Here is a 25,854-nt window from a genome sequence, read left to right as displayed (position 1 = left end):
GCGTCACCTCGGCGTCCACCGGAGGTCACCCGCTGCCCACCCGCGAGGGGGGTGGAGCTAGGCGGTCACGCGGTAGACGTCGAAGACGCCCTCGGTGTTGCGCAACGTGGTCATGAGCTGGCCCAGCTGCTTGGTATCGGAGACCGAGAAGGTAAAGCGCACCGTGGCAATGTGATCATCGCCGCGGTTGGAGGTCATGGACAGCACGTTGAGGTTCTGATCACTAAAGATGCGCGTGAGCTCAAAGAGCAGGCCCTGGCGGTCGAGCGCCTCCAGCTGCAGAGTGGCGGAGAACGCCCCGGAGGAGGACTTGCCGCCGGACCACTCCACGCGCACCATGCGCTGCGGCTCAGCCTTGAGTTTTTCAGCGTTGGTGCAGTCCGCGCGGTGCACCGAAATGCCGCCGCCGCGGGTGACAAAACCGAAGATGGCATCACCCGGCACCGGCTGGCAGCACTTGGCCAGCTTGGCCATGACATCGGGGCTGCCCTCCACCAGGATGCCCGTGCCCTTCTCGGAATCCTTGGTGTGGTGCGTGCGGGAGTTCTCCAGCTCGGAGAAGGGGGTGCGCGAGGCCAATGCGTCGACGGCGTCGTCCTGATCCCCGAACATCGCCATGAGCTGGTTGGCCACGTGCTGGGCGGAGACCTGGCCGGCGCCGATGGCGGTGTAGAGCGCGTCGACGTCGGCGTAGTGCAGCTGCTCGGCCACTTGCTTCATCGACGTCGCAGTGAACAGCCTGTGCATGGGCAGCCCACCGCGCTGCACCTCGTGGGCCAGGGCATCGCGGCCCATCTCCAAGTGCTCCTCGCGGCGCTCCTTGGCAAACCACTGGCGCACCTTGGCTTTGGCGCGCGGGGAAACCAGGAAATCCTGCCAATCCCGCGAGGGCCCGGCGTTGGGGTCCTTGGAGGTAAAGATCTCCACCTTGTCGCCGGACTTCAGCTTGGACTCCAGCGCCACCAGCTTGCCGTTGACCTTCGCGCCGATGCAGCGGTGGCCCACCTCCGTGTGCACGGCGTAGGCAAAATCCACCGGGGTGGAGCCGGCGGGCAGGTTGACCACGTCTCCCTTGGGCGTAAAGGCGAAGATCTGCTTGGCGGTGAGGTCGTAGCGCAGCGAGTCTAGGAACTCGTTGGGATCGGCGGCCTCCTTCTGCCAGTCGAGCAGCTGGCGCATCCACGCCATCTGGTCCACTTCCTCCTGGTGGCCAGAGTTCTTGCCCTTGGTCTCCTTGTAGCGCCAGTGCGCAGCCACACCGAACTCGGCGTTGTAGTGCATCTCGTGGGTGCGCACCTGCACCTCGAGGGTGGAGCCTCCCTCCGCAATCACCGTGGTGTGCAGGGACTGGTACACGCCGAAGCGCGGGGAGGAAATGTAGTCCTTGAAGCGCCCCGGCAGCGCCTGGTAGAGCGAGTGCACCACGCCGATGGCCGCGTAGCAGGAGTTGATGTCATCCACGAGGATGCGGATGCCCACCAGATCGAAGATCTCGTTAAAGTCGCGGCCACGCACCATCATCTTCTGATAGATGGACCAGTAGTGCTTCGGCCGGCCCATGACCTCGGCCTCGATGCCATTGTCCCGTAGGGCCTGGGTGACCTGCTCCTTGATTTCTTTCAGCGCCCTGTCGCGCGAGGGTGCGCGGTCAGCCACCATGCGCACGATCTCGTCGTACTTCTTCGGGTAAAGGATGGCAAAGGAGAGATCCTCCAGCTCCCACTTGACGTTGGCCATGCCCAGGCGGTGGGCCAGCGGCGCGATGACGTCGAGGGTCTGGCGGGCCTTCTTCGCCTGCTTCTCCGGCGGCAGGAAGCGCATAGTGCGCATGTTGTGCAGGCGGTCAGCAACCTTGATCACCAGCACGCGCGGGTCGGTGGCCATGGCCACAATCATCTTGCGGATGGTCTCCGCCTCCGCCGCCGCGCCGAGGGCGACCTTGTCGAGCTTGGTGACGCCGTCGACAAGCCGGGCCACCTCCGGGCCGAAGTCCCGGGTGAGATCCTCTAGGGAGTAGTCGGTGTCCTCCACGGTGTCGTGCAGCAGCGCCGCGACGATGGTGGTGGTGTCCATGCCGATCTCCGCGGCGATGGTGGCCACGGCCAGCGGGTGGGTGATGTAGGGCTCGCCGGACTTGCGGTACACGCCCGCGTGCAGGCGCTCGGCGGTGTCGTAGGCCTTGTTGAGCAGTTCGGCGTCCGCCTTGGGGTGGAACTGCCGGTGGATCGACATGAGGGGATCGAGCACCGGGTTGATCTTGACCCGGCCGCCGGTCAGCGACCTCGCCAGGCGCGCCGACATGCTGCGCATACCGCTGGGCCGACGCATCACCTTCTCCGACTTGTCCACCTTGTCAGCAGTCACGGCTCGCCCTCCTGTTCTTGATGAATTCTTAAGCTTAGTCGCTAGCCCCAGCCTGATTGAGCACAATGAGCGGAATATCGTCCAGGCGCTCGCGCCCGGACAGCCCCTGGACCTCCAGTACCACGACATTGCCCACCACGCTGGCTCCGGCTTCCTCCAACAGCATGCGGGCGCCGTGAAGGGTGCCACCGGTGGCGAGGACGTCGTCGACAAGCACCACGCGCTTGCCCTCAATGTCGATGCCGTTGGCCGGGATCTCCAGTGCCGCGGTGCCGTACTCCAGCTCGTACTCCTGGGTGAGCACCGGCGGGGGCAACTTGCCCTTCTTACGGATGGCCAGAATGCCCAGGCCCATCTTGTAGGCCACGGCTGAGCCCAGCAGGAAACCGCGCGCGTCCAGCCCGCCGATTACCTCCGCGCCCATCTCCTCGCAGGCGTGGGCGAGGCCGTCGACGACGGCGTGGAAGGAGCCGGCGTCTGCCAGCACCGGCGTGAGATCCTCAAAGAGGATGCCCTCCTCGGGGAAGTCGGGGACCAGACGCACGTTGTTCTTCAGAGCTTCGGCGGCGGCGTTGTAAATCTCACTCACGAATAATCCTTCTTCTTCATGTGTAGTCGGGTGTCTCGTACTCGGGCCAGCTAGCTGACTCCAACGCTCCAGCGGTCCATATTCCACCCGATTCCAGCAGGTCCAGTGTAGGGGACGACGCCCTGCACGTCCCTATCAACGATGAACGCGCGTGGCTGGGCGGCGACGGGAATGGAAGGAATCTCCTCCCACAGCGCTTCCTCCCGGGCGCGGATGGCACCCAGCTGGGAGATACTGGGCTCGGGCGCGGGGTACTCGCTAAGCGGATCCACCGGGCCGAGGAAGGCATCAACGGTGGGCATTGCGGTGACAGGATCCATTTCCAGGTAGTGCTGGGACATGTACTCCGCGGACTCGTCCACCACGGTAATTCCCACTGGCTCGCAGGTCCGCGCGATCTCGGCCACCATGGCCGCGTAGCGCTGATCCGGGCCAAGGTAGCCGATCCGGATGGTGCTGCCGGCGAGATCCGCAGCAGCCTGCGGATCAGCCTTCTCATGGGCCTGGCTTATCGACGCCAACCTCTCCCCCAGCGGATCCCCCTGCCGCAGGGTGCGCAGGTAGAGCGGCGGCACCGTGATGCCGGACGCTCGGGAGGAGATCTCCGCGAGCTTCGCCTGGTCCACGCAGTGGCTGAAGGCCTCGCGCGCCCACTGCTGCGCGAAGATACCGGACTCCGAGAGCGTCAGGGTCTCCGTAAGCGCGCCCACGTAGTCATCGACCTCGAAGGGATTATCTGCGGCGTTGCGGTTAAACCACTGCGGCGAGGTGCTCGCAGCGTCCACCACGCGAAGCCCGCCACGGCGGTTGAGCTCCGCTGCATCTGCGGTGTTGGGCCAGACCACGATGGTGTCCAACTCGGGTTGGTCGCCGTCGTACTCGGGGTTTGCCTTGAGCACGACCTCCCCGGCATCACCGATGTGGTCGATGACAAAGGGCCCGTAGGAGACCTGCAGCTCTGGGTCGAACTCGCCCGCCGCGGTAGAAAAACCGTAGCGCCACTCGCGAGCGACCTCCTCCAGCAGGGCGCTGTCCTGCATGGAGAGGGCGTCGTTCAGCTCCTCCATGCTCATGCCCGCCTTGCGGGCCAAGGCGTGGGCGGGCATAACGGTGCCGGGGCCAAAGAGGTAACGCCAGCGCTGGCCGCCGTCCTCGGAAAAACTCACGGTGAAGGTCTTGCTATTAGGGGCGCAGTCGAAGCTGGTGATCTCCTGGGTCAACGGCAGGTGGGAGCCAAAGTCCGCGCTCATCACCCCAGCGGTAAACGCCAGGAGGAAGTCATCGCAGGTCACCGGGACGCCGTCGGAAAAACGCGCTTTCTCGCTCAGCGTGTAGCCCACGCGCAGGCCGGGATGCTCGGGGTTGGCGGGCAGCACCTCGGTAAGCACGAGGTCGGAGTTGGGGATGATCTGGCCTGCCGGGCCGGGCAGGTACACGGCCGGGTACAGGCGGGTGGACAGCTGCGCTGCGCCCGTGGCCGCGCCGAAGGAGGTGCCCGCGTTGGTGGTGGCCAGGCGGGTGTTGACCATGTAGCCAAAGGCCTCGGCGTTGCGCTTGCTGTTTTTGCCCGCGCCGGATTCGCCTTCCCCGCCGCACGCGCTGAGCACGGCAACGGCGGCTACCAGCAGCAGGGCAAGCAGCGTGCGAATCGGGTGCCGAGCACCCACACTGCGTGGCTGAAGCAATATCCTCTCCGTCCCTACAACTGTGCCTTTAGCGTCCCGGGCGCCAGGATGCGCCGGTGGAGGAGGAACGCGTGGGCTCCTCGCCCTCTGATTCCTTGCGGGCCGGGGAGACCACCACGCGCTCGCCGGCGGTGCCCTCCTCGTCCTCGGTCGTGGAATCGCTGCTTGCCTCCTCGCCGTTTTGGGCGCGGCGGTAGGCCGCCACGGAGGCGTTGTGGTGCTTGATGGACTTGCGGCTGTTGGCAATACTCACCAGCAGCGGGGTGGCCAGGAAGAGCGAGGAGAAGATGCCCTCGATAACGCCAATGAACTGGATGAGCGCCAGATCGCGCAGCGTACCGATGCCCATGAGCCAGATGGCCACGATGAACAGCGCGATGATCGGCAGCGCGGAGATGATGGAGGTGGAAATCGAGCGCATCACCGTCTGGTTGATGGCCAGGTTCGCCATCTCCCCGTAGGTGTGCTTGCGCTGGCCCTCGATGCCCTCGGTGTTCTCGTTGACCTTGTCAAAGACGATGACCGAGTCATAGATGGAGAAGGTCAGCACGGTGAGCAGACCGATGATCACCGCCGGGGACACCTCGAGGCCGAAGAGCGCGTAGATGCCGGCGATGAGGACGCCGTCAATAATCAGCGCCCCAATCGCGGCCACGGCCATGTCGCGCTGCAGGCGGATGGCCACGTACACGGAGGCCGCCACCAGGAAGACCACCATGGCCAGGATCATGCGCTGGGTAATGCTCGAGCCCCAGGACTCGGAGATGGTAGAGGAACCGATGGCATCCGGGGAGGCCTTGCCGGTGTCATCCTTGACGTCGTAGGTCTCGAAGATGGCCTCGCGGGCGGCGTCGACCTGCTCCTGGCTCAGGCGCTCGGAGGTGATCTCCAGGGTGCGGGAATCGCCGGCGCCTACGATCTGCACCATCTCCGGCTCGACGTCCGTGGCCTCCTGGAAGGTCTCCCCGACCTCCTCGGTGACCAGCTCGCCAGCCGGCATGGCCAGCTTGGTGCCGCCCTCGAAGTCCAGGGAAAGGTTGAAGCCGCGCACGGCGATGGCCAGGACGGCCACCAGCAGCAGGCCCGCGGTGATGCGGTACCACAGCTTGGTCTTGCCAATGAAGTCGTAGCCGCCTTCGTCCTCGTAGAGGCGGTCAATGCGCGAAATCTTACGCGTGGTGGTCGTGCTCTCAGTAGTCGAAGCAGCCATGGTTAGTTCTCCTCATCCGATGCAGACGTGGCCGGAACGGGGGTCTCCGCCTTGCGATCCTGTGCGCTGCTGGCCGCAGCGTAGTAGCCGCGCTCGCGGCGCTCCTCCACCAGGTTGTAGATGCCGCCCAGGCCGTTCATGGACGGCTTGGCGTAGGCCGGGCGGCGGCTGACCAGCTGCATGAGCGGGGCCATGATGAGGAAGGAGACGACGAGATCGAAGACAGTGGTCAGACCCATGGTGAAGGCGAAGCCCTTGACCTCACCGATGGACAGGAAGTAGACGATGACCGAGCCAATGAGCGTAACGGCGTTACCGGTGACGATGGTCGCGCGCGAGCGCTCCCAGGCCTTCTGGGCCGCCGAGCGGAAGGTTCTGCCCTCCAGCAACTCGTCCTTGATGCGCTCGTAGTAGACCACGAAGGAGTCGGCGGTAGCGCCCACGCCGATGACCAGACCGGCCATGCCGGAAAGATCCAAGGAGTAGCCAATCCAGCGGCCCAGGAGCACCAAAGCGCCGTAGGTGAGCACGCCCGCGGTCACCAGGGTGAACAGCGAGACCCAGGCCAGCGCGCGGAAGTAGTACAGCGAGTACGCAGCCACCAGGATGAAGCCCACGATGCCCGCAATGAGCGCGGCCTTCATCGCGGCCTTACCCAGCGAGGGCGGCACGGTCTCCACGGTGCCGCCCGGCTCGCCGTTGGCGCCGGTGAAGGACAACGGCAGCGCGCCGTAGCGCAGGTTGTTAGCCAGGCTCTGGGCCTCCTCCTGGGTGAAGTCACCGGTGATTGAGGTGGCGGAGCCGACCGGGGTAGCACCCTGGATGACCGGAGCGGAGATCACGCCGGAGTCGAGCGTGATGGCGACTTGCTTCTGCAGGTTCTCCTGGGTCAGCTTGGCCCAGGTCTGGGAGCCGTTGGGGCCGTCGCCGTTACGGAAGGCGAAGGTGATTTCCATCTGGCCGGTCTGCGGGTTGAGGCCGCCGTTGATGGGGGCGTTGGTGTCAATCTCGTTACCGGTCAGGCGGGTGCCCTTGGGATCGGTAATGCCCTCCAGCAGCGGCGAGGGGCCGAGGATGTAGTTCTGCTTGCTGCTGTAGTCACAGGTGACAAAGCTCTTGGCGGGATCGTCCACGCCGGCCAGCGGGTCGGAGTCCACGTCACAGGTCCACAGAGCGGAGGCCGCCGAGAGCACCGTGGGATCCTCGGACTGGCGGTCCTTGAGCAGGATATCGGTGACCTGCTCGCGGCGCTCGGTCTTCTCCAGGGAGTTGGCTGGCTCCGGCTTGGGCTTGGCGGTCACGGTGGGGGCCTGAGACTTCTCATCGGCCGGCGCGCCCGCCTGCTGCTGGGCCTGGGCCACGGCGTCGTGCACCTGCTTGAGAGAGGCGTTGGCGTTTTCCGGCGTGATGATCCCGTACTCCACCCAGCGGTTGGCCATATCCTCGAGGGTGCCGGGCAGCTTGGCCATGTCCGGCATGGGCTGGTCTGCCACGGGGCGGAAGAGCAACTGGGAGGTCTGGCCCACCGCCTGCGCCTGGGAGGCGTCCTCGCCCGGAACGGTAATCACCAGCGTGGAGCCGTTGATGACCACTTCCGCGCCGGAGACACCCATGCCGTTGACGCGCTGTTCCAGAATAGTGCGAGCCTGCTGCAGCTGCTCCTGGGTGGGTTCCTCACCTTGGGGCACGAGCGTGACGCGGGTGCCGCCTTGCAGGTCGATGCCCAGCTTCGGGGTTGCCGATTTGCTTCCAGTAAAGAAGATGAGCACGTAAAGAAGGATGACGATGAGGCCGAAGAGCGCAATGGCACGCTTAGGCCACTGACGCTGACTGTTGCTCACAGCGCCACGTTTTGATGCGGACAAGTGGAATCTCCTGTGTTGCTAGACCAGGGCGGGTTGAGGCGCCATGAGGTGGTGCATCAGCCGCGGGATACGAGCGCAGCGAAGAAAACATGCCCCATGACGCGAGCACAATTTTTCATCGTACGTCATGGGGCATGCACTTCCTTAACGGGCCTGCAGTTTTTCCCTTAATTTAAGGTGATGTCCAGCCCGCTGTGAACTAGGCACGGGCCACGCGGGAGTGCAGAGAGGATGCAGTGGGGGTTTAGTGGCGGTTTTCGCCGGGCTCTCCCCCATCGGCGTTGGTGTCAAAGTCGCTGCCGTAGGCATCGCTGTTGCTCTCAAACGGGTCGGCCTCATCGGCGCTCGGCTGCTTGGCGACGCCCTCCTGACCCACCTGCTGGGCGCCCGGCTGCGGCTGCGCAGCCTCGACGTCCTGCGGGGTGCGCACGATGGCCATGGTGTCAAAGGTGATGAGTGAGCCGTCGGCTACGCGCAGATCCACCTCATTGCCGCGGGTGGCAGCCACCACGCCGTGCATGCCGCCGGCGGTGATGACCTTCTGGCCCGGGGTGAGGCCAGCCTGCAGTTCCTGCATGGCCTTCTGGCGCTGACGCTGCTTACGCGTGGTGAGCACCATGGGGAGAATGAACAGGACAATGAGGATGAGAATAAAAATTAAATCCATATTTCACCAGTGTGCCAGATGGACCTGACATTCTCGCATCCGCCCCTTCCTTCGCCTTCCCGCGGTCTAGAGAAGGGTGAAAGTCAGAACAGGGTCGAGCCCAGCGCGGAGTCCGGCGCCTCCAATCCGAGGTGCTGCCAGGCGGCGGCGGTGGCCACTCGGCCGCGGCCGGTGCGGGCGATCATGCCGGCGCGCACCAGGTAGGGCTCGCAGACCTCCTCCACCGTGGAGGGCTCCTCCCCCACGGCCACAGCCAGCGTGTTGACGCCCACCGGACCACCGCCGTGGCCCTTGATGAGGGCTTCGAGGACCGCGCGGTCGAGGCGATCCAAGCCGCGCTCGTCCACGTCGAAGACCTGCAGCGCTCCCTGCGCGGCCGCGAGATCGATGTGTCCGTCACCGTTGACCTCGGCGTAGTCACGTACGCGGCGCAGCAGGCGGTTAGCAATGCGCGGGGTGCCGCGCGAGCGGGAGCCGATTTCCACCGCGGCATCCTGATCGATCGAGACGTTGAGGATCGTTGCCGCGCGAGTAATCACCTTGGTGAGATCCTCGGTGCCGTAGTACTCCATCTGCGCGGTAAAGCCGAAGCGATCCCGCAGCGGCCCGGTGAGCATGCCGGCTCGGGTGGTAGCGCCCACCAGCGTAAAGGGCGGGATCTCCAGGGGAATGGAGGTCGCGCCTGGGCCCTTGCCCACGATGACGTCGATGCGGAAGTCCTCCATCGCCATGTAAAGCATCTCCTCGGCCGGGCGCGCGATGCGGTGGATCTCGTCGATGAAGAGGACGTCGCCCTCCATGAGGTTGGAGAGCATCGCCGCGAGATCGCCCGCGCGTTCCAGCGCCGGGCCCGAGGTCATGCGCAGGGAACTGCCCAGTTCCTGCGCGATGATCATGGCCATAGTGGTCTTGCCCAGGCCGGGCGGGCCAGAGAGCAAGACGTGGTCCGGGGTCACGCCGCGGTTCTTCGCGCCGTTGAGCACCAGGGAAAGCTGCTCGCGGACCTTGGGCTGGCCGATGAACTCCTCCAGCGACTTCGGGCGCAGCGAGCGCTCAATATCGTGCTCGCCTGCCTGCTCGGCTGCGTCGACGTCGGCGTTGCGCTGCAGTGGGTTGCCGGGCTGATTCAGCTGCATCCCCTCAGGGAGGGAAAACTCGGTTTTCTCAATGTCTGACATGCGTGTCTAGCCCCCTTCGTGCCCTAGCGCTTTGCTCCCAATTGTGCCAGCGCCGCACGCAGCACCACAGCGGTCTCGGCGCCGGGCTGCTCCGCCGCGGTGGCCTCCACCACGGGGCGGGCCACTTTTTCGGTGAAGCCGAGGCCCACGAGGGCCTCCACCACCTGCTCCACCACGGGGCCCGCCGCCACTGGCGTGGCCGTAGCCGGGGACTGGCCCTCCGGCGCGGCAAACGCGGCCACCTTGTCCTTGAGCTCCAGCGCTAGGCGCTCCGCCATGCGCTTGCCCACGCCCGGGATGCTCTGCAGCCGCTTGGTATCGGCCGCGGAGATGGCCTGGGCAATCTCGGTGGCGTCCAGCACAGACAGCGCGGCCACGGCAAGCTTGGGCCCCAGCCCCGAGACAGTCTGCAGGAGGTGGAACATATCGCGGTCCTCGGAGCCTGCAAACCCGTAGAGGGTCATCGAGTCCTCCTTGACCACCATGGTGGTGAGCACCGTGGCTTCCTCGCCGCGCTGCATGCGCCCGATGGTCGCCGGCGTGGCGAGCACCTTGTAGCCCACGCCCGCACACTCGATGACCACGTGGTCAAGGCCAATGCTCAGTACCGTTCCGCGCAACGATGCAATCACTGTGTAGTCCTTTGGTTCTCAATCAAACAAGTGGAGTCTGTGTCAGCTCCGGATGAACTCTGAGTGGGGGTCATTGTAGCCGCCGGTTTGCAGCCGCCTTCTTTGCCGCCGCCTTGGCCGCCGGCGAAAGTGAGTCCGTGCGCAGCGAGCGGCCTTTGACTCCGCTGGTGCGCGCGCCCGCGCCCACCCCGTGGGAGCCATCGCTACCGCTAATCCAGGCCAAGGCCGGGGCGCGCCAGCAGTGGCACACGGCCAGCGCAAGGGCATCGGCGGCATCGGCAGGCTTGGGCGGCTCACTCAGGCCCAAGATTCGAGTGATCATGGCCGTCATCTGCTTCTTATCCGCCCGCCCATTGCCGGAGACCGCCTTCTTAACCTCCGAGGGGGTGTACATGTGCACGGGTATGTCGCGCTCCGCGGCGGCGAGTACGAGCACGCCCACGGCGTGGGCCGTTTGCATCACCGTGGAGACCTCGCCGCGTTCGAAGACGCGCTCGATGGCCACCACCTGCGGCTGGTACTCATCCATCCAGTCGCGCACCGCGACGGACAGGCGCTGCAGGCGCTCACCCAGCTCCTTGTCACTGGGGGTGCGCACCACGCCAACCGCGATGGGGATCACGGAGCGGCCACGCCCGGCCTGCACCACGGACAGGCCGCAGCGCGTCAGGCCGGGGTCAATACCCATGACGCGCAAGCCTTCAAGGTTCATCGGGCCTTCCTCCGTTCTTCACAGCGTCCTCCGCTCCACAGCGTCCTCCGCTTTTTGCAGCGATAGCATGCGCCACGCCTACTCCCGTGCCATCATACACACACATGTTCTAAACTTCAGCGGGCACGAAAACGCGGCCCGCCCCCAGCTGTGGGAGAAGGCCGCATTGACCTGCCAGCTCTAGTCCTGCTCGAGCTCGGCGAGGACCTCGTCAGACAGCGACATGTTGGTGTAGACGTTCTGCACGTCGTCGGAATCCTCCAGCGCGTCGATGAGGCGGAAGATCTTGCGGGCGTCGTCAGCGCTCAGCGGAACCTCGACGGAGGCGCGGAAGTCGTTCTCGTTATCGTCGACCTCAATCTCGGCCTCAGCAAGCGCCTCCTTAACAGCCGGGACATCCGCTGGGGCGCAGACGATCTCGAACTTCTCGCCCAGATCATTGACCTCCTCAGCGCCCGCCTCGAGCACGGCCATGAGCACGTCATCCTCGCTCAGCTCGCCCTTGAGCACCAGCACGATGCCGGTACGGGTGAACATGTAGGCCACGGAGCCGGACTCACCCAGGTTGCCGCCGTTCTTGGTCATCGCGGTGCGCACGTCGGTGGCGGCGCGGTTGCGGTTATCGGTCAGGCACTCAATGAGCATGGCCACGCCGTTGGGGCCGTAGCCCTCGTACATGATGGTCTCCCAGTCGGCGCCGCCGGACTCCTCGCCGGAGCCGCGCTTGCGGGCGCGCTCGATGTTGTCGTTGGGCACCGAGGCCTTCTTGGCCTTCTTGATCATGTCATCCAGGGTCGGGTTCGCCGCCGGGTCGCCGCCGCCGGTGCGGGCCGCAACCTCGATGTTCTTGATCAGCTTGGCAAATTCCTTGCCGCGCTTGGCATCGTTGGCAGCCTTCTTGTGCTTCGTAGTTGCCCATTTGGAGTGGCCAGACATACGTTCCCTTTCCCTTTTAAGAGTGCGAAAATCTCTTGCTCAGTGTCTTGCTCAGTATACGGGGGCAGATTTTACGCCCCCGGCGCGCCCCTCTTGCTTAAGCCCCGGGGTTTTCAGCCGCTGACGCTTAGAGGTTCTGCCAGTTGCCGTGCGCGGTGGCGTCGCCAAGCTCCTTGCGCAGGTAACGCATCAGTCCCTCCTGGGTGACCAGGGCCAGCAGCTCGCCCTTTTGGGAGTGAATTTTGCCCTGCGACACACCCGTGCCGCCCTCAGCCACCGGGGAATTTTGCACGTAGAGCATCCACTCATCCGCGCGTACCGGGCGCAGGAACCAGATGGAGTGATCGAGGCTGGCCAGCTGCACCTGCTCGCCCTGATGCGGCAACAGGGCCGCGCGCAGCAGGGTCATATCAGACATGTAGGTCAGGGCTGCCTGGTGCAGGCGCTGATCCTCGCTGCCCTGCAGGCTCGCGCTGGTATTGCGGAACCACACGTGGCGAAAGCCCGCGCCGGTGGTCTCCGCTGCTTCCTCATCGCGGCCCGGCTCCGGCACCAGGCGGATGTCCCAGTCCTCCCACTCACGCAAAATGATGCGGGTGGAGTAGGGCGCGCCGCCGCCAGCCGCTGCGGCCTCGTCCGGGCTCATAACCTTAGGCATCGGGTCCTGGTGACTGGGGCCTTCGTCACCGTCCTTGTGCAGGCTCGCGGTGAGCACGAAGATAAGCTTGCCGTCCTGGTACATGCGGGCCTGGCGGGAGGAAAAAGAGCGGCCGTCGCGCAGGCGCTCCACCTCGATGCGCGCGGGCTCGGCGGCGTTACCGGGGCCCACGAAGTAGCCGTGCAGGGAGTGCACGCGCTTGCCCTCGACGGTGCGCTGGATGGCGTCGAGCGTTTGGGTCACCACCTGGCCACCGAAGGTGCGCGAAATCTTCGAGGGAACAACGGGCGCGAGGAAGCAATCCTCATCCAGCACGTCGAGGGCGGTAATTTCTTCGATGGTGGCCATGGGTAGCTCTCCTCACTGCAGAATCGATGGTTTCAGGGAGTTAACCTGACCAACCCTACTCTGCGTTCGGTCAGAAAGTGGACCATGCGTACTATAAGCGCTATGACAACGTTGACCCCGCACACGATGCACCGCGTGGCCGCCTACATCGAAACCTTCACGTGGGCCTTCCTGCTTTTGTCGATGATCCTCAAGTATTCCGGCACCACCGCCGCCGTCACCCCCATCGCCGGCGGCATCCACGGATTCGGCTTCCTGTGCTTTCTGGTCATGACCGCCCTGGTGTGGATCAACAATCGCTGGTCCCCCGGCGTGGGCATCCTGGGCCTGATTGTCTCCGCCATTCCCTTCGCCGCACTCCCCTTCGCACTGTGGGCAGACAAGCACGGCCTGCTGTCTGAGCCCTGGCACTTTCAGGACGACGCCCAGCCGGCCAGCCTCCCCGATAAGCTCCTGGCACAGGTGATTCGTCACCCCGTGCGCAGCCTCTGCGTGGCCTTGGTCATCATCGCCATCGTCTTCGCCGTCCTGCTCATCCTGGGCCCGCCCGTCGATGTTGAGTCTGCCATCAACGATGCCCGCTAAATCCCTCCGGGCCCGGCGCCGCGCTCTCCTCGAGGCACCCGGGCTCGTCTGGGCGGCATGGCTGGCCGCCCGCGCTTTCCTCATCTCTCGACTTATCAGCGATACCACCCCGGCCGGCGATCTGGCCTATTACCTGCACGGGATCTACGGCGATGACCCGCAGGCGATGACCGAGTATCCTCAGCCGGGCACGTGGCCCACGCTGTTGGTGGGGTGGCTGACCGGCAACGATATCCCCCACTTCATCGTTGCCTTCAGCGCCATGATGCTGCTTGTCGACGCCACCTTCCTCGCCCTCCTCCTTCACCTGCGCGTCACCCCCGGCGCTGTGGCGCGCAGGAGTGCGGCCGCCTGGTTCTGGGTGGCCTTCGGCACCGCCACCGGCCACGTGCTGTGGTGGCGCCTCGACCTCTTCCCCGCACTGTGCGTCGCAGCCGCAGCCGCCGTACTCACCTGCCAGCCGCGCGTGACCGCGGGGCTGCTGGCACTAGCCACCACGATGAAGCTCTGGCCGGGCGTGCTGGCCGCCGGGCTGGTGGGCCACTTCTCCCAGCGCGGCACGTGGGCGCGCCTGGCCAGCTTCGCCGGCACCCTGCTCGCCGTCTGCGCGGGCGTGGCCGCTCTGGCGGGGGTGGACAGGCTGCTTTCCCCGCTGAGCTACCAGGGGGTGCGCGGGCTGCAAATCGAATCCGTGGCCGCCAGCTGGCTGGTCTTCCAGGCCCACCGCTTCCCGCAGACCTGGCAGATCACCTATGCGCCGTCGAAGAGCTTTGAAATCAGCGGCCCCGGCGTGGAGGCCATGCTGCAGCTGAGCACCGTGGCGATGGTGCTCACCCTCTGCTTTGCGGTGGGCGTGGCACTCTACCGTTTCCTGCGCGGCGGCTGGGCTCCACGCAGCACGGCGGTGTTCTTCCTGGCCGTGATCCTCCTGCTCATTGTGTCCAATAAGGTCTTCTCCCCGCAGTACCTGGTGTGGGCAGGCCCGCTCATTGCGGTGTTGTTGGCCACCGGCTCAGGCGCAGCGAGCTGGCACGAGATGCTCATCGCGGTGGGAACCGTCGCCGCGGCCGCGTTGGGCTCCTACGTCTACCCCACCGGCTATCACGACCTCGTGCACACCGAGGCAGGCACCATGCTGCCCGCCGTGGCCCTGCTCGCCCGCAACGCGCTGGTGCTGCTGCTCGCGGTGGTCAGCCTGGCGTGGTTCATCCGCGAGGCTCGCCCGCACGGGCACTCGGCCCCGGCGCCGGTTAAGAATCGAGCTGGCTAAGCTCGAAGAACTCCGGCAGCTTCGCCGTGCCGCCCAGGCGGAAGGCCCGCACCAATGGCCGCAGGCGCAGCGCGCGGGTATCGCTCACCGCCTCGTTGTAGAAGCGGTGGGCAAGGTGGATGCGCCCTTCGGCGTCGGCAAGCATGGCGGGGCGCTCCGGAAAGTCACCAGCGGGGAAAGCCTCGTTAATAGCCGCGCTGAGCTCGCGCTCGCGCTCCGCGCGCTGCTCAAAGTTGCCCTGCACCAGGTCGGTGGCCTCGGCAGCAGCGGCCACCTCCTGCAGCTGCGGTGCCAGTGCGCCCACCACGGCAGCGCGCCGGTTGAGCGTGGCCTCCAGCTGCGCCAGTGCGGCGTCGGTGCGGATGTGCAAAGTACTAAGCCGCTGCGCGGTGAAATAGGCCCAGGCCAAAGCCACCAGGACGACGATGATGAGCACTACCCATTCGATGGCCATCTACTTCACACCCACCTTCGTGCCGTCCTGCACCGTCTCATAGACCCGCATGACCGCGGCGGCGACGTGGTCCCAATCGTAGCTGCGCGCGCGTTCCTCCCCGGCCTCCACTAGGGCGGCACGCTTCTCCGGATGATCGAGCAGATCCTGCAGCACCCGCGCCAGGTCCCGGGCATCGCGGTTGCGGAAGAGGACGCCGGCCGGGGTGGGCGAATCCACGTCGCACACCGCGGCGAAGGCCTCCAGATCAGAGGCCACCACGCTGCAGCCAGCGGCCATGGCCTCCACCAGCACGATGCCGAAGCTCTCCCCGCCGGTGTTCGGCGCGACGTAAATATCGGCCCGGCCCAAGATGGCGGCCTTCTCGGCGTCGCTGACGCGGCCCACGAACTCCACGCCCTCGACCTCCCGGGGCCGCCCGCCGCCCATGACGGTCACGCGCACGGGGCTACGCAGGTAAGTCAAGGCCTCGAGCAAGATATCCAGCCCCTTGCGGGGCTCGTCGAGGCGGCCCAGGAACACGATCTCCGGAGTCGTCTGCTCGTCGTGCCCCTCGTTCTCCCAGCGGCGGCGAGCCTGCGCGTAGACGGAGGTATCCACGCCGTTGGGGATAAGGACAGGGTCTCCGCCCAGCTGCTCCACCTGCCAGCGCCGCGCCATCTCGGAGACGGCGATGCCGCCGCGCACCTTCTCCAGCATCGGCCGCAGCACCGGCTTGGCCAGTGTGAGCACCAGTGAGCTGGAGGCCGAGGCGTGATAGGTGGCCACGATGGGCCCGGTGGCCTTCTTCAGCGCCACCATGGAGTAGCTGGGCGAGTTCGGCTCGTGGATGTGCAGCACGTCGAAGTTGCCCCGACGGATGAAACGCGTGACCATGCGTGCCACCTGCGGGCCGATGGCCAGGCGCGCCACCGAGCCGTTATAGGTAATCGGGATGGCCCTGCCCCCCTTGCACACGAAGCTGGGCAGCTCCGTAGATTCCGAGGCCGGCCCGAGCACCTCCACGTGGTGGCCCTGCTCGATGAACGCGGTGGCCAAGTCCAGGATGTGAGCTTGCACCCCGCCGGGCTCGTCAAAAGAATAGGGGCACACGATGCCAATGCGCATGGCTAGGCCTCCCCCCGCTCGGCGCGGCGACGGGCTGCGCGCTCCGCGATGTCCACGTTCCACTGCGGCTGCAGCATGTGCCAATCCGCCGGGTGGGCCTTGATGTTGGCGGCGAAGCCATCGGCCAGGCGCTGCGAAGTCTCCTGCAGGGTGGTCACCTCCACCTCGGGGCTCACGCTGTGGCCCCAGCCTTGGCCCTCAAACCAGGAGTGCACCACGTGCAGGGCGGCCCCTGTCTCGATGGCCAGCTGCGCCGGGCCCGCGGCGACGTTGGCCTCCTCCCCCATGAAGTCCACGATGATGCCCGAGCGGGTGAGGTCGCGCTCCCCCAGCAAACAGACGATGCCCCCGCCGGAGACCACCTCCTTGAGCCTGCCAAAGGGCGAGTGCTGCCCGCCGGTGAGCGGGATGACCTCGAAGCCGAGGGACTCGCGGTAGTCCACGAAGGCGTCGAAAAGCACCTCGGGCTTGAGCCTCTCTGCCACGGTGGTGAACGGGCCGCAGTGCTTGACCAGGAAGCAGCCCGCCATATCCCAGTTGCCGGTGTGCGGCAGCGCCAGGATCACCCCACGGCCCGAGGCCACAGAGGCGTCGAGGTGCTCCAGGCCCTCGACCCCGGCCTTGAGCCGCTCGTAGAGTCGCGGATCATCCTGGATGGCGGGCAGGCGGAAGGCCTCGAGCCAATAGCGCATGTAGGAGCGCATGGACTCGCGCACCAGCGCGCGCGTGACGTTGGCCGGCCCCACCACGCGCGCCAGGTTCTTGCGAAGCTGCTCCGGGCCGAGGCCGTTCTTGCTGGCCAAATCCGCGCCACGCTCGAAGAGCCACCCGGCCAGCCCCAGCGGCAGAAAGCGGACGAGCCGCCAGCCGGCCAGGTAGCCAGCGGCGGCCAAGTGTTCACGGTCGATGCGGGGCACGGGGAGGTCCTTTGCTCTTGACGCGGAAGTCTCGCGAAAGTCTACTGCAATTCCTTGCTGAACCGCGCCTTGGTGTCCTGGCGCGCTGCCTGGCGCATCCGCTGGTAAATGGTAAACAGCGAGCCCGCCGCAAGCAGCCACAGGCTGACCTCCACCGCGTAGGGAACCCCCAGGCCCTCCAGGCCGATGCCCGCCAGCCCCAAGATGAGGCGCTCTGGGCGCTCGATGAGGCCACCGACCATGGTGAAGCCGCTGGCCTCGCCGCGCGCCTTGACGTAGGAGATGACCTGCGAGGACACCAACACGATCATGCACGCCACGAAGTGCACGGGGTGGGTGTGGTCCACGTAGACCATCCAGTAGGCAATCGCCGCGAAGAGAGCGCCGTCGGTGATGCGGTCACAGGAGGCGTCGAGGGTGGCGCCGAACTTGGAGCCGCCCGTGGTCAGGCGCGCCATAGTGCCGTCGAGCATGTCGAAGGCCGCAAACACCCCGGAGAGCACGGCGGCGGCAAAGAGGTGATTGAGCGGGATGAGCACCACGGCGATGGCAATGGTGATGATCGTGCCGATGATGGTCACCATGTTCGGCGTGAGACCCAACTTCAAAAAGGTCTTGGCCACCGGCACCACGACGACGGCTGCAGGCTTGCGGCCGTGAACACTAAGCATGCGCTTCTCCTGGGATGAGGCCTTCTTCTGCCAGCTCGGCCCACCCGGCGGCCAGCAGCGAACGGGTGTCCTTGAGCAGCTGTGGCAGAACTTTCACCCCGTCAACAATAGTCATGAAGTTAGCGTCTCCCGCCCAACGCGGCACAACGTGCATGTGGAGGTGCTGACTCACAGAACCGCCCGAGGCGCGTCCCAGGTTAAACCCAACATTGACGGCGTTGGGCTGGGAGACCTTCTTGAGCACGCGGATGGCCGCCTGGCCAAAGCGGAAGAGCTCCTGGGACTCGGCCTCGCTCAGATTCTCCAGCTCGGATTCCTCGCGGTAGGGGATCACCATCATGTGACCGGCGTTGTAGGGATAGAGGTTGAGCACGCAATAGACCAGCTCGCCGCGGGCGACGATGAGCCCTTCCTCGTCGCTCATCTTCGGGATCTCCACGAAGGGATTGGAGGTGGAGGCAGAGACGTCGCCGGCGCCGCCCTCGCGCTTGATGTAGCTCATGCGGTACGGAGCCCACAGCCGCTCCAGGCGGTCCGGCGTTCCGATTCCCGTGTCGACGTACTCTGCCACTGCTTCCTCTCCCTTGGTCTGGTCTTGCCTCGTACTTCCCTGCCCTTTTCCCTGCTGCGCTAAGCCTGGGAACTTAAGCCTCGACGCGCGGGGCGATGTTCTCCTTCGAGGGCTCCTCGTTATTGCGCTCGCGCACCCACGCCTCAATGACGTTGATGGCGGTGTCCACCGGGACGCCGTTGACCTGCGAGCCATCCAGGAAGCGGAAGGAGACCGCGTTCGCCTCAACGTCGCGCTCGCCAGCCAGCAGCATAAACGGCACCTTGGCGGTGGTGTGGTTGCGGATCTTCTTCTGCATGCGATCGTCGGAGGTATCGACGTCAGCACGCAAGCCCCGCTCACGCAGCTGCTTGGTGACGCCCTCCAGGTGCGGCGAGAACGCCTCCGCCACGGGGATGCCCACCACCTGGTGCGGGGCAAGCCAGGCCGGGAAGGCGCCGGCGTAGTGCTCGAGCAGCACGCCGAAGAAGCGCTCGATGGAGCCAAACAGCGCGCGGTGGATCATGATCGGCCGCTGCTTGGTGCCGTCAGAGGCGGTGTACTCCAGCTCGAAGCGCTCCGGCAGGTTGAAGTCCAGCTGCACGGTGGACATCTGCCAGGTACGGCCGATGGCGTCGCGCGCCTGCACGGAAATCTTCGGGCCGTAGAAGGCGGCACCGGCCGGATCCGGCACCAGCTCGAGGCCGGACTTCTCCGCCACGGACTGCAGGATGGCGGTGGAGCGCTCCCAGATCTCGTCGGAGCCGACGTACTTGTTCGGGTCCTTGGTGGATAGCTCCAGGTAGAAGTCATCCAGGCCGTAATCCTTGAGCAGGGAGATGATGAACTCCAGGACCTTGGTCAGCTCCTCCTCCAGCTGCTCCGGGGTGCAGTAAATGTGGGAGTCATCCTGGGTAAAGCCGCGGGCGCGGGTCAGGCCGTGCACCACGCCGGACTTCTCGTAGCGGTAGACGGTGCCGAACTCGAAGAGGCGCAGCGGCAGCTCGCGGTAGGAGCGCCCGCGGGAGGCGAAGATGAGGTTGTGCATCGGGCAGTTCATCGGCTTGGCGTAGTAGTCCTGAGGCTGCTTGGTGCAGTTGCCGTCTGCGTCGTACTCGCCGTCGAGCTGCATGGGCGGGAACATGCCGTCTGCGTAGAAGTCCAGGTGGCCGGACTTCTTGAAGAGATCGCCCTTGGTCAGGTGCGGGGTGGTGACAAAGGAGTAGCCGTCAGCGATGTGGCGACGGCGGGAGTGCTCCTCCATCTCCATGCGCACGATAGCGCCGTTGGGGTGGAAGACCGGGAAGCCGGAGCCGATCTCCTCCGGGAAGGAGAAGAAGTCAAGCTCAGCGCCCAGGCGGCGGTGGTCACGCTTTTCCGCCTCCTCGATCATGGTCTGGTACTGCTGGAGCGCTTCCTTAGACTCGAAGGCGGTGCCGTAGATGCGCTGCAGGCCGGCCTTGGACTGGTCACCGCGCCAGTAGGCCGCGGAGGAGCGAGTCAGGGCAAAGGCCGGGATGTACTTGGTGGTGGGCAGGTGCGGGCCGCGGCAGAGATCGAACCACTCGACCTCCCCGGTGCGCGGGTTGACGTTGTCGTAGTGCGTGAGATCGCCGGCGCCCACCTCGGCCGCCTCGTCGGAGTTCGGGTCCACGTTGCCCTTGTCGCGCACGAGCTCGAGCTTGAAGGGTTCTCCGGCAAGCGCGGCCTCGGCCTCCTCGGTCGAGGCGTAGACGCGGCGCTCAAAGCGCTGTCCCGTCTTGATGATCTTCTTCATGCGCTTCTCAATGGCCTTGAGGTCCTCCGGGGTGAAGGGCTCGGCGGTCTGGAAATCGAAGTAGAAGCCGTTCTCAATGGCGGGGCCGATGCCTAGCTTGGTGCCGGGGAACTCGGCCTGCACGGCCTGGGCCATGACGTGAGCGCAGGAGTGGCGGATCACGGCGCGGCCGTCTTCCTCGCTGGCGGCCACCGGGGTGAACTCGGTGTCGGCTGCCGGGACGTGGGAGAGGTCGAAGAGGTTGCCCTCGGAGTCACGGACCACGACGACTGCTTCGGGGCCCTTGTTGGGCAGCTCGTACTCGCGCATCGCCGCACCCACCGCAGTACCGGCGGGCACCGTGATGGGGTCGTAGTTCACCGGTACCGCTGGAATCATTTCCGCCATGATTAGTTGCGCTCCTTATGCGCTCACGCACCGATCGACATACCTGGCCGACCAGTGCTCATCGAGAAAGTTACAGCGGCATAGTTTACTCTGTGTTGCCACCGATGAGCGATTCGCCCCAGTACCCGCCGCCCTCGGTGCCAGCGGGGACAAAGTACATCGCCGAGCCGATGTGCGTGATCCATTCGTTGAGCCTGTCCTGCTCGTCCAGGCGCGCCTGGATCGGCTCGAATTGCTGGGTGGGATCCTTCTGGAAGCAAATGAAGATGAGCCCGGCGTTGCTGAGCTGGTCCGGGCCGCCCGGCTCCTTGCCGGTGGGCGGCAGGTTATAGGAGAAGGGGCGGCGCAGCAGCTTCTGCTCCGGGTGGTCCTTCGGCGGGTGCGAGCGCGCGACGTGCGAGGCCGGATCGATGGCGCGCAGCCCGAACTCGTCGCGCGCGTCGAGGTCCACCGCATCGAACTCGTCGGTGCCGTGCATCGGTGCGCCGCTGTCAAGCTTGCGCCCGGTGGCAACCTCGCGCGCCTTGCGGTCGAGCATCTCCCAGGCATCCAGGTTCATGTGGATGCGGCGCACCACCATGGCGGTGCCGCCGGCGAACGCCCCCGAATCGATCCACACCTGATCGGCGAATTCCTCGTCCGTGTGCGGGTTAACAGTGCCGTCCTTCTGCCCGAAGAGGTTGCGCGGGGTCGAGCCCTTCTCGATGGTGCCGTTGGCATTGCCAAAGCCATCCTGCAGCCACGCCACCTCGGCGTAGTCGATGGCCGCGCGCACCATGTGCCGCATGACGAAGGCCGCGGTGAGCGGGTCATCGCTGCAAATCTGCAGGACCAAATCGGTTTGCCCCCACTCGGGCTGCAGCTCGTCGCGCTTGTACGCGCGGACATCCCCGAGCCACTCCGGCTTGGCAGCGCCCACCTTCCCAAAGAAAGATTCCCCCCAGCCGCAGGTCACGGTGAGGTTCGCTGGCAGGTGCGCCATCTCCGGCTCCAGGCTGCCCAGCGGGTTTTCCCCGGTGCACAAGCGGCGGGCGTCCTCGGTCCACAGGCGCATGAGGGCGCGGGCGCCGCGAGCGGCCACACCGGGCTTGAGGTTGAAGCCCACAAGGTTCACATGAGCCTGGGCCGGGGTCTGAACTCCGGCCTGGTGGGGCCCGTCGAAGGCGACGATGTCCTGCCCGATACCGCCAGCCTCGCCGCTTCCAGCATTGCCACCGCCGGCCTCACCTGGGCTGTTGCCTGGTGATGTGGCAGCAGACTTGGTGGTGTCTGCGGAGGCGCAACTGGCCAACGCAACTGCGCCGGCGGCGACCGCGCCACCCGCGAATAGCCCCCGACGACTGACAGGCTCCGTGAACCCGCTCATGTTCCCTTCCTTATAACCTCAGTTGCCTCAGTAACCTCAAGAAAACCTCACGAGCTCGCTCCTCGAGCTCAGTGCTCAAGCCCGCTCGTGCGGAGCCGGCTCCTAGTTGTCCTTTTCTCCGTGCTCCATGCCCTCCATGTCGCCGTGCTCCATCTGGTCATGGTCCATGCCCTCCATGTCGCCGTAGTTCTCGTCGCCGGCGCCCACGGAGCGCACCGGGATCTCACCGAGCTCGACCGTGGAGCCGTCGGCAAGCTCAAGCGTCACCGTGGCGGTCTCGCCGGCCATGATCGGCTCGTCCACGCCCATGAGCATGAAGTGGAAGCCGCCCGGTGCCAGCTCCAGCTCTCCGCCGGCAGGGATAGTGAAGCCGTCCTTCTTTTCCTGCATGACGCCGTCGACGACCTCGTGAGTCTGGTACTGCTTCGCCTTGACCGAAGAGGTGAAACCGGTGACGGTGATATCCTCATCGCTCTCGTTCTTCAGGGTGCCGAAGATGGCGGTCATCTCCGCATCCTTATCCATCGCGCGGATGTAGGCATCCTCGAACTCGATGGTTGCGTCATCGGAGCTGTCAGCCTTGGCTTCGCTGGACGCCGCGGCGCTCGTTGAGGCAGCGGACTCGGAAGAAGCGGTGGAATCCTGCTCGCTGTTAGAGCATGCGGCCAGGGACAGGCTCGCGATAGCGCACGCTGCCAGGACGGCGGTACGGGACTTAAACATGGACAATGCCTTTCTCGAAAGGTTTCTTAAATAATCGTTGGTGGGATTGGACTAGGACTTAGTTCTCGCTTCCCGGCCGGTGCGCCTTGGCCCAGAAGGCGACCAAGACTGCTCCGACAACGAGAATTGCGCCCGCGCCGATAATCCACTTCGCGGCGCCAGGCAGCGGATCTGCCTCCTGGGCTTCAGCGGTATCCGTGGCGGAGGCATCTGTTGAGCTGCTCTCGGCGCCGCCGGCAACGCTAAACGGGACCGAGCCGCGGGTAGCGTGCCCGTCCGAGGAGGTGATCTGGAATCCCACCTGGTAGCGGCCAGGGCCGGGGTGGACGTCTTCGGGCACATCGATGCTGAGGTCGCGACCGTCGACGACGGGATCTGCGTCAAAGAGAACCTCGTTGGTCTCGGTATCGGTGACCGCAAAGGTGTTGAAGCCCTCGCGCGGCACGGCGGAGAACTCCAGGGTGATTTCACGCGGGAACTCCTCCAGTGGGGTCTCGCTCACCACGTTGCCGCCAATGACGGAGTCATGAGCCGAGGCAATCGGGGCTCCCAGTGCAATCATGAAAGTTGCTGCGGCCACGCCGCCTGCCTGTGCTATCCGACGAAACGCCATCGTGTTCTCTCCTTGCTCGTCAGCGTGTGGTCTGTCCACATGCTATAGCCGCCATCGCGCCTACTACCAATCTCGCGGCCACCCACAAAGCGGCCGCGATAGCAACGCGTCCCGCTCCGAGCGGGACACAGACTAGTCGGCCCGCATGCAACGAAAGTTCCATACAGCCTATACAAAAGTTGAAATTGTGTTGTTGCCCACGTTTCGCCCGGGGAGCACGTGCGCCCCGGGGTCACTCCCTGCCTATGCCCTGCCACTCTCGCTGCGCGCTCCCCGCGCCGCCTCACACTGCTCCCGCTCATAACGATCCCCCTCACGCCACCGCCGACGGTGGTGGCGGTTCTGGTCTCCGTGATTCTGTTGGCGGCGGGCCACCCGGGGAGTCACTTTCCCTTCGCTCGGCCGCCCTTTGGGCTTCTCTCTCCGCTGCCTTCTCGGCAGCTTTCCGCCCCGGCGCCTTGCGTGCCGCCGGCGAATCGTTGAAACGCATCTGCTGCCCTGGTGCAACAAACCCCACCCGGCCCGTTTCTGGGTCTCGCTCAGCATGCCCCATATTGCGGTAGCCATCTTTGAGGTCATTGTTATCACTGTGGTGTCCGCGGCACAGCAACGTCAGGTTGGCCAGATTCGTCGGACCTCCCTGCGCCCATGCGTGAATATGGTGAACCTCGCACTCAATCCACGGTTTGTCACAGCCTTCATGCGAACACACCAGCTCGCTCGCCGCCAACGCAAACTTCTGCCACACGGTGGCCTTGCGCCTGGTATAAGCCATGTCCAAAGGATGACCGTCGCGGTCCACGAGGCAGAACAGGTCATTGTCCGCCAGGCCGAGCCGGAGAACATCCAGCGGAGACAGCTCAACCCCCATATTCGTGGCAAAGCGCGAATGCGCATTCACGTTTTCTAGTTCCTCAAGGGTGGCAGCTACCAGGATGGAGCCGACTCCACGTCCCGCGCCCGTAGTCTTGTCCTGCTGCTTCTGCAGGAAATCACTGAGCACCACCGACATGTGGTCTGCCATTCGCTGGCCAAATGTCCGGGTCTCATCCTCCGCAGTTTTCTCATCCAGAGCAGCGAGCTTGCCAGGTGCAAAGGCAGCCTTAAACATGGCCGCAGCCGGAGGCTCTAGGTAGGCGCTCACCCACACGCCGCCATCTTGGTCCGGCTTGGACACCTTGAGGAAGCGCTTCCTGAAAGCATTGCCCATCATGCCGCGCGTGGACTTATTCGCCTGACGCACCGCATCACGCAGCCACTGTTTCAGCTCAAGCGCGCTGAGCACGTGCGCCTTGTACGTCGCCTGCTCACGCAGCTCGGCAGGGCCAGGAGTGGCGCCCTCATTGAGGTTACGCAGTTCATCCTCAATCAGCTTGAGAAGGTACGGCCGCAGCGGCTTGCGCAAGAGCTCCTCGCGACGCTTTCGCTCCGCCTCCCGCTCACGCTCACGACGCTCCTCTTCTTCCCGCTCGCGCCTTTCACGCTCAGCCTTTTCACGCTCGGCATGAGCACGCTCCTCCTCACTCAGGACGTCTTCCTCCGCGCCGTTGCCACTCACATCAGGCTCCGATTCAGACTGAGGCTCAGACTGAGGCGCGGTACCGCCAATAACGTCATCGACCGCGCCAAAAAGCTTGCGTCCCGCATCTAGCCTGGCCTGCGCCTCCTGATAGGGAATGCCGAGACGCCTTTCCAAATAGTCAACCGCCCTAGAAGAGTTGACGTGCCGTCCGGCATCATCCCTCTCGGCGATGAACGCAAAGGCGGCGTCCACAATCCCCTTAAAGGACTGCATGGCCTCAAAATCCTCAAAGCCTTGGCGCACACGGCCAAAATAGACATCGGAGGGGTCTTGCATGAGCCGATGAAGCCCCGATAGAGCCTTCGAGGCCGTCGCCAGCAGCTTGTTGATCTCATCGTGCTTGTCAGTCATGTTTACCCCCCTTCGCGTGTTCGCTTACCTGTTCTATTGTACAGCGCACGCTGGGCACGTCAACCCCCATTTCGAATATTTTTTCTACCTGTCAGGAAGGTAAAACTTTCATTACATCACCCCGCCCGGACATCCCCACCCGAGACCCAAAAACACGGACAGAAAACAGGAAAGTTCGATTTAGCCCCTGAAGGTCTCCATGACTGCAGCCAACACGAGAGAGCCATCACCCCCCAACGCACAAAACGCCCACCCCAAGGGGGCAGGCGCTTTCTAAGCGAGCGGATGACGAGACTCGAACTCGCGACCCTCACCTTGGCAAGGTGATGCGCTACCAACTGCGCTACATCCGCATTCGGGACAAAAGTCCCTGTGCGCGATACTGGGATTGAACCAGTGACCTCTTCCGTGTCAGGGAAGCGCTCTCCCGCTGAGCTAATCGCGCTTAGACGCACAATTTGCACGTCACACGTTGAGGTGGAAACGGGAATCGAACCCGTGTGCACGGTTTTGCAGACCGTTGCCTCACCACTCGGCCATTCCACCGTGGCGATACCGCCTCACACACTACTGTGCTGGAGCGGATGACGAGACTCGAACTCGCGACCCTCACCTTGGCAAGGTGATGCGCTACCAACTGCGCTACATCCGCATTCG

At 65.0% G+C, this 25,854-nt stretch carries 24 protein-coding genes and 4 tRNA genes; 3 read left to right on the top strand and 25 right to left on the bottom strand.

Annotated elements, in window-relative coordinates:
- Positions 1-57: 57 nt before the first annotated feature.
- From Q4E25_RS03810 to Q4E25_RS03760, 11 genes are all read right to left on the bottom strand, one after another.
- On the bottom strand, positions 58-2,349 hold the full coding sequence (locus Q4E25_RS03810) for a bifunctional (p)ppGpp synthetase/guanosine-3',5'-bis(diphosphate) 3'-pyrophosphohydrolase (protein ID WP_303154365.1): 2,292 nt from the start codon (positions 2,347-2,349) through the stop codon (positions 58-60).
- Between the two features lie 49 nt (positions 2,350-2,398).
- Positions 2,399-2,953 (bottom strand): adenine phosphoribosyltransferase, encoded by a 555-nt coding sequence (locus Q4E25_RS03805; protein WP_303154226.1) that lies wholly within the window; start codon positions 2,951-2,953, stop codon positions 2,399-2,401.
- 50 nt (positions 2,954-3,003) lie between these two features.
- On the bottom strand, positions 3,004-4,620 hold the full coding sequence (locus Q4E25_RS03800) for an ABC transporter substrate-binding protein (protein ID WP_303154224.1): 1,617 nt from the start codon (positions 4,618-4,620) through the stop codon (positions 3,004-3,006).
- A 46-nt stretch (positions 4,621-4,666) separates the two neighbouring features.
- The gene (gene secF, locus Q4E25_RS03795) at positions 4,667-5,848 is read right to left on the bottom strand and encodes a protein translocase subunit SecF (protein ID WP_303154221.1); all 1,182 of its coding nucleotides are present in this window, start codon (positions 5,846-5,848) and stop codon (positions 4,667-4,669) included.
- A 2-nt stretch (positions 5,849-5,850) separates the two neighbouring features.
- Positions 5,851-7,713 (bottom strand): protein translocase subunit SecD, encoded by a 1,863-nt coding sequence (secD, locus tag Q4E25_RS03790; protein ID WP_303154218.1) that lies wholly within the window; start codon positions 7,711-7,713, stop codon positions 5,851-5,853.
- Between the two features lie 244 nt (positions 7,714-7,957).
- Positions 7,958-8,380 carry a preprotein translocase subunit YajC gene (gene yajC / locus Q4E25_RS03785; RefSeq protein ID WP_303154215.1) on the bottom strand — a complete coding sequence of 141 codons (423 nt, stop codon included), beginning with the start codon at positions 8,378-8,380 and terminating at the stop codon, positions 7,958-7,960.
- Between the two features lie 83 nt (positions 8,381-8,463).
- A complete protein-coding gene (gene ruvB / locus Q4E25_RS03780) occupies positions 8,464-9,558 on the bottom strand; it encodes a Holliday junction branch migration DNA helicase RuvB (RefSeq protein ID WP_303154213.1) in 1,095 nt (364 codons plus the stop codon).
- Positions 9,559-9,581: 23 nt separating this feature from the next.
- Positions 9,582-10,190 carry a Holliday junction branch migration protein RuvA gene (ruvA, locus tag Q4E25_RS03775; RefSeq protein ID WP_303154210.1) on the bottom strand — a complete coding sequence of 203 codons (609 nt, stop codon included), beginning with the start codon at positions 10,188-10,190 and terminating at the stop codon, positions 9,582-9,584.
- A gap of 70 nt (positions 10,191-10,260) precedes the next feature.
- Positions 10,261-10,902: a crossover junction endodeoxyribonuclease RuvC gene (gene ruvC / locus Q4E25_RS03770; RefSeq protein WP_303154207.1), complete on the bottom strand. Its 642-nt coding sequence runs from the start codon at positions 10,900-10,902 to the stop codon at positions 10,261-10,263.
- Positions 10,903-11,082: 180 nt separating this feature from the next.
- Entirely contained in the window at positions 11,083-11,838 is a 756-nt protein-coding gene (locus tag Q4E25_RS03765; RefSeq protein WP_303154205.1) for a YebC/PmpR family DNA-binding transcriptional regulator, read from the bottom strand.
- A 127-nt stretch (positions 11,839-11,965) separates the two neighbouring features.
- Positions 11,966-12,844 (bottom strand): acyl-CoA thioesterase II, encoded by an 879-nt coding sequence (locus tag Q4E25_RS03760; RefSeq protein WP_303154202.1) that lies wholly within the window; start codon positions 12,842-12,844, stop codon positions 11,966-11,968.
- A 102-nt stretch (positions 12,845-12,946) separates the two neighbouring features.
- Between Q4E25_RS03760 and Q4E25_RS03755 the strand changes: the two genes are divergently transcribed.
- Positions 12,947-13,429 (top strand): DUF3817 domain-containing protein, encoded by a 483-nt coding sequence (locus Q4E25_RS03755; protein ID WP_303154200.1) that lies wholly within the window; start codon positions 12,947-12,949, stop codon positions 13,427-13,429.
- Complete coding sequence (locus Q4E25_RS03750) at positions 13,419-14,699, top strand: DUF2029 domain-containing protein (protein WP_303154198.1); 1,281 nt, start codon at positions 13,419-13,421, stop codon at positions 14,697-14,699. The genes Q4E25_RS03755 and Q4E25_RS03750 overlap by 11 nt, the downstream gene beginning before the upstream one ends.
- Here Q4E25_RS03750 and Q4E25_RS03745 read toward each other — a convergent pair.
- From Q4E25_RS03745 to Q4E25_RS03715, 7 genes are all read right to left on the bottom strand, one after another.
- Positions 14,680-15,153: a hypothetical protein gene (locus Q4E25_RS03745; protein ID WP_303154195.1), complete on the bottom strand. Its 474-nt coding sequence runs from the start codon at positions 15,151-15,153 to the stop codon at positions 14,680-14,682. The genes Q4E25_RS03750 and Q4E25_RS03745 overlap by 20 nt on opposite strands.
- Complete coding sequence (locus tag Q4E25_RS03740; RefSeq protein WP_303154193.1) at positions 15,154-16,260, bottom strand: glycosyltransferase family 4 protein; 1,107 nt, start codon at positions 16,258-16,260, stop codon at positions 15,154-15,156.
- A gap of 2 nt (positions 16,261-16,262) precedes the next feature.
- On the bottom strand, positions 16,263-17,177 hold the full coding sequence (locus Q4E25_RS03735; RefSeq protein WP_303154190.1) for a phosphatidylinositol mannoside acyltransferase: 915 nt from the start codon (positions 17,175-17,177) through the stop codon (positions 16,263-16,265).
- 41 nt (positions 17,178-17,218) lie between these two features.
- On the bottom strand, positions 17,219-17,848 hold the full coding sequence (gene pgsA / locus Q4E25_RS03730) for a phosphatidylinositol phosphate synthase (protein ID WP_303154187.1): 630 nt from the start codon (positions 17,846-17,848) through the stop codon (positions 17,219-17,221).
- The gene (locus tag Q4E25_RS03725) at positions 17,841-18,419 is read right to left on the bottom strand and encodes an HIT domain-containing protein (protein WP_303154185.1); all 579 of its coding nucleotides are present in this window, start codon (positions 18,417-18,419) and stop codon (positions 17,841-17,843) included. Before Q4E25_RS03725 ends, pgsA begins: the two co-directional genes overlap by 8 nt.
- Before the next feature lie 73 nt (positions 18,420-18,492).
- The gene (gene thrS, locus Q4E25_RS03720; protein WP_303154183.1) at positions 18,493-20,562 is read right to left on the bottom strand and encodes a threonine--tRNA ligase; all 2,070 of its coding nucleotides are present in this window, start codon (positions 20,560-20,562) and stop codon (positions 18,493-18,495) included.
- Positions 20,563-20,647: 85 nt separating this feature from the next.
- Positions 20,648-21,676 (bottom strand): Dyp-type peroxidase, encoded by a 1,029-nt coding sequence (locus Q4E25_RS03715; protein ID WP_368502600.1) that lies wholly within the window; start codon positions 21,674-21,676, stop codon positions 20,648-20,650.
- On the opposite strand from Q4E25_RS03715, the gene Q4E25_RS11420 reads away from it, so the two are divergent.
- Positions 21,677-21,808: a hypothetical protein gene (locus Q4E25_RS11420; RefSeq protein ID WP_368502599.1), complete on the top strand. Its 132-nt coding sequence runs from the start codon at positions 21,677-21,679 to the stop codon at positions 21,806-21,808.
- Between the two features lie 222 nt (positions 21,809-22,030).
- Here the strand turns inward: Q4E25_RS11420 and Q4E25_RS03710 are convergent, their stop codons facing one another.
- The 7 genes from Q4E25_RS03710 to Q4E25_RS03680 form a co-directional block, all read right to left on the bottom strand.
- Positions 22,031-22,651, bottom strand: coding sequence for a copper chaperone PCu(A)C (locus Q4E25_RS03710; protein ID WP_303154179.1), 621 nt, complete (start codon positions 22,649-22,651; stop codon positions 22,031-22,033).
- A gap of 58 nt (positions 22,652-22,709) precedes the next feature.
- On the bottom strand, positions 22,710-23,264 hold the full coding sequence (locus Q4E25_RS03705) for a copper resistance CopC family protein (RefSeq protein WP_303154176.1): 555 nt from the start codon (positions 23,262-23,264) through the stop codon (positions 22,710-22,712).
- Between the two features lie 313 nt (positions 23,265-23,577).
- A complete protein-coding gene (locus Q4E25_RS03700) occupies positions 23,578-25,197 on the bottom strand; it encodes an HNH endonuclease signature motif containing protein (protein WP_303154173.1) in 1,620 nt (539 codons plus the stop codon).
- A gap of 280 nt (positions 25,198-25,477) precedes the next feature.
- Positions 25,478-25,550 (bottom strand) — tRNA-Gly (locus Q4E25_RS03695).
- A gap of 20 nt (positions 25,551-25,570) precedes the next feature.
- Positions 25,571-25,642, bottom strand: a tRNA-Val gene (locus Q4E25_RS03690).
- Positions 25,643-25,672: 30 nt separating this feature from the next.
- Positions 25,673-25,743, bottom strand: a tRNA-Cys gene (locus Q4E25_RS03685).
- Positions 25,744-25,773: 30 nt separating this feature from the next.
- A tRNA-Gly gene (locus Q4E25_RS03680) sits at positions 25,774-25,849 on the bottom strand.
- Positions 25,850-25,854: the final 5 nt, after the last annotated feature.

Source organism: Corynebacterium sp. (assembly GCF_030532325.1).
Lineage (GTDB): Bacteria > Actinomycetota > Actinomycetes > Mycobacteriales > Mycobacteriaceae > Corynebacterium.
This window is presented reverse-complemented; position numbering and strand designations above follow the sequence as displayed.